Here is a 9,246-nt window from a genome sequence, read left to right as displayed (position 1 = left end):
CGCCTGTGCCGCCTGCGGACGCGCCTCAGCGCCGAGCGCCTGCGCCTTTTCTCGGTGGGCCTGGTCGTGCACTCGCCAGTCGCCTTCCACCTTGTCGGCAGCGTCACGCGCAGCCGAGGCGGCGGCGAGATCAGCCGCGATCGAGCGATCGCGCGAATCGATCGTCTTCTGCACCTTGGGCAGCATGCCGCGGCCCACGACGAAGAAGACGATGCCAAAGGTGATCACCAGCCAGAAGAGCTGGGACGCCCATGTCGCGGCAAGTTGGGAAATCTGAGGCATCGAAAATCCTGCCTGAACAGGGCCAGCGTCACGCGCCGGCCCCGTCAAGGATCATGTTAGGCGACGAACACCAGGATCATCGCCACGACGAACGACAGCAGACCGAGAAGTTCCGCACCGGCGAAGCCGATGAACAGACGGCCCTGCTGCGCGTCTGCCGCACCCGGATTGCGCAGCGCGCCTTCGAGGAACTTGCCGAACACGTTGCCCACGCCGAGCGAGGCGAGGCCAGCACCAACGGCCGCGAGACCGGCGCCGAGCAGCTTTGCGGCTTCTGCGTCCATTTCAGTAACTCCCTATCAAAAATCAGATGGTTGGAAAAAACAGGTGAAAACTCAGTGCAGGTTGACCGCATCGTTGAGATACAGCGAGGTCAACAGCGCAAAGACATAGGCCTGGATGCCGGCGACGAGCAGCTCGAGCGCCGAGATGCCGACCATCAGGCCGAAGCTGGGGATACCCACCAGCAGGCCGATGCCGAGGCCGGCGTTGCCGGCATTGACGACGAACCCGGCCAGCACCTTCAGCAGGATGTGCCCGGCGGTCATCGCGACGAACAGTCGCAGGCCAAGGCTGAACGGGCGCACCATGAACGAGACGAACTCGATCAGCGGGATGACCGGCAGCAGCCACCAGGGCGTACCGTGCGGCACGAACAGGCTGAAGAAGTGAAGGCCGTGACGATAGAAGCCGACCACCAGCACGATCGCGAACGACAGGATCGCGAGGATCCCGGTGATGGTGAAGTGGCTGGTGAAGGTGAAGGGATGGACGCCGATCACGCCGAGCGGCAGCAGGCCGAGCACGTTGGCGAACAGGATGAACATGAACAGCGAGAAGACGTAGGGAACATAGCGCTTCCCTTCCGGTCCGATGTTCTGCGCCAGCATGTTGTCGATGAAGCGCACGAAGCCCTCCACCATCATCTGGCCGCGCGTCGGCACAACCTTGCCCTTCGTGCCGAGCGACATGAAGCCGATCAGCACGATCGTGGCCACGGCCATCCACATGGCCGAGTTCGTAAAGGCAATATTGTATCCGGCAATCTGCCAGTCCTGGGTGCCGAACAACGGCTCCACCAGAAACTGGTGCATCGGATCGATCTTGCCGCCGCCTTCCGCCACGCCTGTATTTCCCTAACGAAAGCGCCCGATTGTCACTTCGGGCGCTTGGTCGAAATCCGAATGATGTTTCTGAACGCAGCGATCGTCCCGAGGGCGAGCATCACGAGCAGACCCCAGGGCTGCGTGCCCGCAAATCGGTCGATCACCCAACCGATCAGCGCGCCGCCGACCATTCCCCCGGTCAATTCGGCGAGCACACGGTTTCCGAGGCGATAGCCGCCGTCGGATTCCACCGCGCTCGCCTTTGTCCGGCTCGCCTCGTCCGCCTGCGCCGCCTTCAACCGCTCATCGAGCGAGGTGAGGCGTGCATCGTTGCCGAGGGAGTCTGGTCCGGGCTCTTTCTCGACCATTCGCGCACTCCCCAATATTCGTTGGGCAGGCGCGAAGAAGCCAAGTGGCGAGCCCGCCAAGGCGCCGTCCGGTTAGCCGGGGGGTCGGGGGGTGTCAACACTTGGCCACCCCCTCACCCGCCGTCGCCGGCACCTTATCAGCCCGTTAGACGCCGCTTTTGGGCGCGATTCAGATGCAGCGCGGATCGCGGATCGGGGCAACGGCGCCGCGAGTCTCCCACGCACCATCGGGCGTGCGGTACTTCTCACCCGCCTGAGTCTGTTGGATGAGGTTGCAGCCGCTGGTGAAGGCGAGCTGCTCCACGGTCGCGCCCGATGCCTGCGCCTTTTGCGTATAGGCGGCCTTGCGCTGGATATTGATCGCGTTGACCAGCGCGCGCAGCTCCGCATTGCCGGCGCCGACCACGCCGAGATAGCCGTCCGGCTGTTCCCCGACCTGACCCGCCGCACGCGCCGCCGCATAGGCCGGATCACGCTGCGCCAAGGCAACGCTCGACACGCCGCTGAGCGCCAGCGCCCCCGCAACCATCCACATCACCTTCTTCGTCATGTCAAAAGATCCCCGGATTCTGCTTGATCAGCGATTTGGCCTCGCTGTCGAGGCGATACACCACCTCCTGCGTGACGCTGATATTGAGGTTGATCACGATCGGCTTGTCCGGCGCGGAGACGTTCACGCACGCCCCCGTGGCCAGCACCATTGCCGCCAGGACCTTCCCCTTCAGCATTGCAGAGATCGTGCGCCCTCCATCAATGTTCAACGTTTCGTTCATGGCATCATCTCGCTTGCGGAGGGCTGAATGGCGGGTGGCTGGCGGGGGGGCGGCTGGTTCGGGAGCGGTTGGGCACGCCGGTTCTGTTCTTCGATGAGGGCGGGCAGGTTGCGGTCGATCAGCCGCTTGGGATCGTAGAAGCTGGCAACCGAATCGATCAAGCCTCGGAAGGGCGCGGTGATGCGGATGTTGAACACGAAGGGCAGTTTCTGCAGGCGGCGAATGAGGAAGTTGGACTTCGCCCCCTCCCCCTGGCTGATCCCGGCGAACTTGACCTCGGTCACCATCTCGCCGGCGAGTGGGCCGTTCATCACCAGCTCCAGATTGCGGTAGCGAAGCGAGCGAAGCGCCTGGAACGCGATATTGCCCCAGGTGCCCAGATCCTCCTCGGTCAGTTCGCCGAGATAGGCGATGCTGCCGCCGCCCTCGCGCATCACCAGCCGGCCGTCTTCGATTCGCCCGCCGCTCTGGTCGAAGATCATCGGCAGGACGCCATCAGCCACGCCGGTCGCGTCGAGATTCTTGAAATCGAACTTCTGCAGAAAGTGGCGCGCCTCCATCCCCTCGATCAGGAAGGTCATGTGGCGTTCCTGCGGGGAGGAAAAATCGAGCAGCGTCGGGCGCAGCGTGAGCGTGCCGGAAGCGAAGGGCCAGACGCCGCCATTCACCTTCACCCGCAAGTCGCGCAGCAGTTGATAGTCGATCACGCCGTCGGTCACCGCGACGCCGGGGTTGATCTCCGCGACGGTGACCGTCTGATTCGGCGCCGATTCGAGCGCGAGCAGATCGGTGAAGCGAAGCTGGCCCTTGATCCCGGCGACCGGGCCGAACGCCGCGGCGAGATCAAGCTGGTCGGTGGCGAAGGTGCCGGTCGAGGCCACGCCATCGGGGGACCAGTCGATGTTCCCCACGCCGCGCACGTTGCCGCGCACATCGGCGATGACGCCAAAGGTCAGCGGGGTAAGCTCCTCCGGCTGGAAGCCGTCGCCGAAGGTGATGCCGGGAACATCGAGCCGTGCGTTGCCGGCGCCGCTCGACAGCTGATGCCGGATCGTGACGGCTGCGACCTTCACGTTCTTCGCCGGTTCGAACAGCGTGCCATCGGCGGTGATGACGTTGTCGGCGAGGCGCAGCGTGACGGTGCGCGCGGCGAGCGGGCGGAAGCGGGCGCTGTCCGCCGTGTCGCTGACCGACAAGGCGCCCTCCAGCGATAGGACCGATGCAGCGAAGCGCCAGTCTCCCGCCGCATCGGCCAGCTGGAGCGGGACCGCGCCGATCCGTCCCGAGCCGCCAGCAAAGGTGCCGAGGATGCCGCCCGATGCGACCCGGCCGACCAGCCGACCGAAATCGAGCTGAGTCACGCTGCCGGTGCGGCCGATCCGGGCGGCGACATCGTCAAGCGCGAAGGATGCGCCAGCGTGGCGCCATTCGGCACGCGCGGCGCGGAGCTGCAGTGGCGTTCCGCCCAGCGTGCCGGTGAGTTGCGGGCTGGCGATGGCGATGCCCCCGCCGACGCCGCCCCGGCCGAGGCGGAACATCGCGCCGTCCACCGGGCACAGCGCGAGGCGGATGTTGCGCAATGCGAGCCCCGACAGGGCGAGGCGGGTGAAGGAGGCGTCGGCGCAGGCGCGGTTGAGGGTCAGCGCGCCATGCTCGTCGAGCTGCGCCGCCAGCGGCACGCGCAATTCCTCCACCGCGCCGCCGCTGAGCGGGCCGGTGAGCGTGGCGATCGCCTGGAGCGAGGTGCGCCCATCGGGTGCCGCGGTGAAGCGCGCCGGGGTGAGTGCAAGCCGCGCGCCGCCGGCCGCATAGGGCGCGACCCGCGCGCCGCCGGAGATCGGCCCGCCGGGACGCTGCTGCGCGATGCGGATGGTCGCCTCGGGCAAGCCGCCGCCGCCGAGGCGAAGCGTGCCGTTGGCGCGGATGCCGGCGCGGTGGCCGAGGATCACTTCCCCGCCCTCGCCGAACTGCAGGGTCGCGCCGCTTGCCGAACGAACGGTGAGCTCGCGCAGAGTCGCGAGCGGGCGGTTCGTGGCGGTGCCGAACGCCGCGTCGCCGGTGATGGTGAAGTCCGCACCCGCGCGCGCCAGAGCAGTGCCAGCCGCAGTCGCGAGCGGCGCGAGCGGGGTGCCCGCGGCGCTATCGCCGGCGACGGCGAGCTGGCGCTGCATCGCCGAGGGAAGCGCGACGTTCTGGCCATCGAAGCGGCCAGCCACGATGGCGCGGCCGCCCGCGAGCCGCCACGTGCCGGCGAACCCGGCCTGGCGGCTGCTGGCGCCGGCGACGCGCAACTGCTCGCCGCGCAGCTGTGCGCGCCCCTCGGTCCGGGTCTTATCGCCGGTGAAATCGAGCTGTCCGGTCAGTGAAGCGGTGCGCGCGCCACTGCCGGAGATCGCGCCGCTGCGCAGCGCGGCACTGCCGCTCCAATGAGTCAGCGCGGCGTTGAGGCGGGCGTCCAGCCGCGCTGCCGGCTGCTCGGCGCGGATGCCGGCGCATGACAGCGCCGCAGCGCGCAGCGGGCCGGCGACGTGCGGCGCGGCCTCTCGCACGCGGACGTCGAGAAAGGCCGTCGGTCGCTGGATCGCGCAATCGCCGACGGTGACGCCGGGCGCGACCGCGGCAAGCGTACCGCGGAAGTCCTGGTCGAGCCGGCCGCGCCCCGACAGGCGGAGGCCGACGACGCCGAGCGGCGTTTCCAGCCGCATCCGCGCGTCCTCCACGTCGACGCCGAGCGCCGGCAGGGCGAAGGGCTGGCCGGACGGCGCCGGCAGGAGGCGATCGATCGCGCCGAGGGACAGCCGCCCGTCGACGAGCCGGCCGCGCAGCCGCACATGGCCGGCGCGTACCGCATCGAGGGCGGGAACACCCCCGCGCAGCGCGATCCGCGTCTCGATCCAGTCCGCCACCAGATCGGGATTGGCCGGATCCCCGATCACGACATTGGTCAGCCGCTGCCGCCGGACGCCGAGGTTGTCGATGCGGTAGCTGGCGGGAACATTGCTTGCGGCGAAGGTGCGGTCGATGACCCCCGAGGCGATCGGCACGCGCGACAGCCACAAGGCGGCAACGCCCACCAGCACGACCAGCAAGAGGACAAGCAGCCACCGCCGGGACATGCGGCGGCGTTGCTGTGCGACCTCTCCCGCTGTCACAATGCCCCTTCTCGATCCCAGAACAAAGCGCACCTCTAGGGGGTGATCATGGCACTTGGAAGAAGCACGGTGGCGGACCTGCGGCAGCGCCGTCCACCATCGGGATCAGCCGCGCCGCGGCGCGATTGCGCACGGGGGTCGCGCGCCCTAGCCTCACCCGCAATGGCCGACGACGAACCCGCCGCATCAGACAATCACGGCCATCGCGCGCGGTTGCGCGGGCGGTTGCTGGCGGGCGGCGGCGACGCGCTGCTGGACCATGAGCTGATCGAATATCTCCTGGCGCTGGCGATCCCGCGCCGCGACACCAAGCCGCTCGCCAAGGCATTGCTGCGCGAATTCGGCGGCATCGGCGGGCTGCTGACGGCGGATGCCGAGGCGCTGCGACGTGTGCAGGGAATGGGCGAGACCAGCGTCGCGGCGATCAAGATCGCCCAGGCCGCGGCGGTCCGCCTGCTTCAATCCGACGCGGCGGCGCGGCCGATCCTGGGCAATTGGCAGGCGCTTCTCGACTATCTCCACGCCGACATGGCGCATCACGTGATCGAGCGGGTGCGCGTGCTTCATCTCAACAGCCGCAACATGCTGATCCGCGACGAGGTGATGAACGAGGGATCGATCGATCAGGCGCAGGTCCATGTGCGCGAAGTGATCCGCCGTGCGATCGACCTCGGCTCCGCGGCGATCATCCTGGTGCACAACCACCCGTCGGGCGACCCCTCCCCCAGCCGCGCCGACATCGAGATCACGCGCGCGATCATCGATGCCGGCAAGGGTATGGGCATTGCGGTGCACGATCACCTGATCATCGGCACCAGCGGCCATGTGAGCCTGCGCGCCAAGGGACTGATGTAACCGGCGGCGGTGACAGGACTTAATGGCCGGCGTTCTTTTCGGCCTTTTCCTCCGCCGCGGTCTTCGGCTCGGACATTTGCGGCGGCTCCGAGGTGATCATCGACCCTTCCAGCGCAATGTCGAGCTTCGCGTCCTCATCAAGCGGATTGCCGTCGGCATCGGTTTCGGCGAGCGGGTCGGTCTGCGCGGGATTGAGCGGGGGATTGGACATGAGGGTCTCCTTCGCCGCATCAACGGCGAAGAAGGCGTGGCCGTTCCGCTTTGCTCACTTCGCGTGGTAGAAGTCGTACACCTGCTGCGCGACGCCGGCGCTGACACCGGGCGCCTTCTGCAGATCGGCGAGGCTGGCATTGCGCACCGCGCGCGCGGTGCCGAAGTGCATCAGCAGCGCCTTCTTGCGCGCCGGGCCGATGCCGGGGACTTCGTCCAGCGGGCTCGCCCCCATCGCCTTGGCGCGTTTGTCGCGATGCGCGCCGATGACGAAGCGGTGCACCTCGTCGCGTAGCCGCTGAAGGTAGAACAGCACCGGCGAATTGACCGGCAGCGTCAGTTCGCGCCCGTCCATCAGATGGAACACCTCGCGCCCCTCGCGGCCGTGGTGCGGGCCCTTGGCGACGCCGACGAGACACACGTCCTCGATGCCGAGATCCTCCAGCACCGCCTTGGCCGCGTTCAGCTGTCCCCGGCCGCCGTCGAGCAGCACCAGATCGGGCCAATTGTCCCCGTCCCGATCGGGATCCTCCTCGATCGCGCGGGCGAAGCGGCGGGTCAGCACTTCGCGCATCATCGCGAAATCGTCGTCGGTCGCCGCCTGCTTGATGTTGAACTTGCGATACTGGCCCTTGCGGAAGCCCTCCGGCCCCGCGACGACCATCGCGCCGACGGCATTGGTGCCCTGAATGTGGCTGTTGTCATACACCTCGATCCGCTGCGGCGGCTCGGCGAGGCCGAACAGGTCCGCGACCTCACGGTTGAGCTTCGCCTGCGTCGTGCTTTCGGCCAGCCGGCGCTCAAGCGCTTCCTTGGCGTTGCGGCAGGCTTGTTCCATCAGCCGCTTGCGCGTGCCCCGCTGCGGCACCTCGATCGACACCTTGCGCCCGGCCTGCGTCGTCAGCGCCTCGGCCAGCAATTCCGCCTCCGGCAACGCGCGATCGACCAGCACGGCCTTTGCCGGCGGCACCTCCTCATAAAATTGCATGAGGAACAGGGTCATCACCTCTTCCTCGGTCACGTCGGCGGTGTGCGCGGGGAAGAAGCTGCGGTGGCCCCAATTCTGGCCGCCGCGGATGAAGAAGGCCTGGATGCCGATCACGCCTTCATGGCTGGCGAGCGCGAAGATGTCCGCGTCGCCCACCCCTTCGGCGTTGATGAATTGCGAGCCCTGGATGAAGGTCAGTGCGCGCAGCCGGTCGCGGAGCACTGCGGCGAGCTCGAAATCCATCGCCGCGGCGGCGGCTTCCATCTGCGCGCCAAGCTTCGCCTGGACGTCGGTGGTCTTGCCGGCGAGGAATTTCTTCGAATCGGCGACCAGCTCGTCATAGCCGGCCTTGTCGATCCGGCCGACGCACGGCGCCGAGCAGCGCTTGATCTGGTACAGCAGGCAGGGCCGGTCGCGCGTCTTGAAGAAGCCGTCGGTGCAGCTTCTGAGCAGGAACAGTTTCTGCAACGCGTTCAGCGTGTTGTTGACGCTGCCGGCGCTGGCGAAAGGACCGTAATAATCGCCCTTCGCGCGGCGGGCGCCACGATGTTTCTGAATGCGCGGAAATTCATGATCGGCGCGCAGCAGGATGAACGGAAAGCTCTTATCGTCGCGCAGCAGCACGTTGTACGGCGGGCGATACCGCTTGATCAGCTGCGCCTCGAGCAGCAGCGCCTCTGCCTCGTTGTTGGTCGTGACGATCGTCATCGACCGGGTCTGCGACACCATTCGCTGGAGCCGCTTCGACAGGTTGTTGATCTGCGTATAGTTGCTGACGCGGTTCTTCAGCGCGCGCGCCTTGCCGACGTAGAGCACGTCGCCGCGCGCATCCTGCATCCGGTACACACCGGGCCGCAACGGCAGCGTCTGAACGACATTGCGGATCGCCGCCACGCCAGCCTCCAGATCGGGCTGGTCGCTGCCGCGGATCGCGAATGTCGCTTTCTCTTCGTTGAACCGGTCAGGCGGGCCGTAGGAACCTTGCATCGTTCTCGCGATCTAGGGCCGAGCGGCCGGTTTTTGAACCATGAAGCGACGAAGCGGCCGGGTGCGAAGCGGCTGGGTGCGCCGCGAGGCGGGGAACGCGCGGCTTGGCACAGGTGTTGAGCGCGCATGACCCAGAAACGCGAGAGCAACGGCCGCTTCAAGGCCGATCATCATCAGCGCAACGTCGCGATCGGCGCCGCCACCGCGATCGGCGCGATCGCCACGGGGCTCGCCAGCGCGATCCATTTCGGCCTGTTCGACCGCTTCTTCGCGCCAAAGGACGGACATCGTGCGCCGGACCTGGAGGGGGACCATCATCCGGGCCCGAACGAGCGCGCGCCGGACCATTTCCGCCCTGACCCGACGGCGCCGGTGCCGGCATCGGAGCGTGAAGCGCTGCGCCCGGCTACCGGCCCCGCGCCCGGCTTTGCCGCCAATCGCGGCGACGTGCGCAGCGAACCGTAACGCTGGCCGAACAGGCCGATGACGCTGCCGGCAGCGTCATCGGCCCGGTTTCAGCAGGCC

General features: G+C 67.6%; 10 protein-coding genes and 1 pseudogene. 2 read left to right on the top strand and 9 right to left on the bottom strand.

From position 1 onward, the window contains the following. From CA236_RS02005 to CA236_RS01975, 7 genes and pseudogenes are all read right to left on the bottom strand, one after another. A pseudogene (locus CA236_RS02005) lies at positions 1–282 on the bottom strand (ATPase); the annotation flags it as partial. Positions 283–338: 56 nt separating this feature from the next. Beyond that, complete coding sequence (locus CA236_RS02000) at positions 339–566, bottom strand: F0F1 ATP synthase subunit C (protein WP_046409264.1); 228 nt, start codon at positions 564–566, stop codon at positions 339–341. Between the two features lie 51 nt (positions 567–617). After that, a complete protein-coding gene (locus tag CA236_RS01995) occupies positions 618–1,406 on the bottom strand; it encodes a F0F1 ATP synthase subunit A (RefSeq protein ID WP_125944320.1) in 789 nt (262 codons plus the stop codon). Between the two features lie 32 nt (positions 1,407–1,438). After that, entirely contained in the window at positions 1,439–1,756 is a 318-nt protein-coding gene (locus CA236_RS01990) for an AtpZ/AtpI family protein (RefSeq protein WP_046409262.1), read from the bottom strand. A gap of 169 nt (positions 1,757–1,925) precedes the next feature. Then, positions 1,926–2,306 carry a YdbL family protein gene (locus CA236_RS01985; protein ID WP_125944319.1) on the bottom strand — a complete coding sequence of 127 codons (381 nt, stop codon included), beginning with the start codon at positions 2,304–2,306 and terminating at the stop codon, positions 1,926–1,928. A 1-nt stretch (position 2,307) separates the two neighbouring features. Continuing rightward, positions 2,308–2,529 carry a YnbE family lipoprotein gene (locus CA236_RS01980; protein ID WP_046409260.1) on the bottom strand — a complete coding sequence of 74 codons (222 nt, stop codon included), beginning with the start codon at positions 2,527–2,529 and terminating at the stop codon, positions 2,308–2,310. Next, the gene (locus tag CA236_RS01975) at positions 2,526–5,645 is read right to left on the bottom strand and encodes a YdbH domain-containing protein (RefSeq protein ID WP_125944318.1); all 3,120 of its coding nucleotides are present in this window, start codon (positions 5,643–5,645) and stop codon (positions 2,526–2,528) included. The genes CA236_RS01980 and CA236_RS01975 overlap by 4 nt, the downstream gene beginning before the upstream one ends. Before the next feature lie 198 nt (positions 5,646–5,843). Here CA236_RS01975 and radC point away from each other — a divergent pair, with 198 nt between their 5' ends. Next, complete coding sequence (gene radC / locus CA236_RS01970) at positions 5,844–6,536, top strand: DNA repair protein RadC (RefSeq protein ID WP_125944317.1); 693 nt, start codon at positions 5,844–5,846, stop codon at positions 6,534–6,536. Between the two features lie 19 nt (positions 6,537–6,555). On the opposite strand, the gene CA236_RS01965 is transcribed toward radC, so the two are convergent. Next, complete coding sequence (locus tag CA236_RS01965; protein ID WP_125944316.1) at positions 6,556–6,747, bottom strand: hypothetical protein; 192 nt, start codon at positions 6,745–6,747, stop codon at positions 6,556–6,558. 54 nt (positions 6,748–6,801) lie between these two features. Further along, the gene (uvrC, locus tag CA236_RS01960) at positions 6,802–8,721 is read right to left on the bottom strand and encodes an excinuclease ABC subunit UvrC (protein WP_046409257.1); all 1,920 of its coding nucleotides are present in this window, start codon (positions 8,719–8,721) and stop codon (positions 6,802–6,804) included. A 126-nt stretch (positions 8,722–8,847) separates the two neighbouring features. Here uvrC and CA236_RS01955 point away from each other — a divergent pair, with 126 nt between their 5' ends. Next, positions 8,848–9,186: a hypothetical protein gene (locus tag CA236_RS01955; protein WP_125944315.1), complete on the top strand. Its 339-nt coding sequence runs from the start codon at positions 8,848–8,850 to the stop codon at positions 9,184–9,186. The last annotated feature ends 60 nt before the right edge of the window (positions 9,187–9,246 follow it).

The organism is Sphingomonas sp. ABOLG (assembly GCF_003950435.1).
In the GTDB taxonomy this organism is placed as follows: Bacteria; Pseudomonadota; Alphaproteobacteria; order Sphingomonadales; family Sphingomonadaceae; genus Sphingomonas; species Sphingomonas panaciterrae.
The sequence above is the reverse complement of the archived record's forward strand: the minus strand, read 5'-3'. Positions and strand labels throughout refer to the sequence as shown.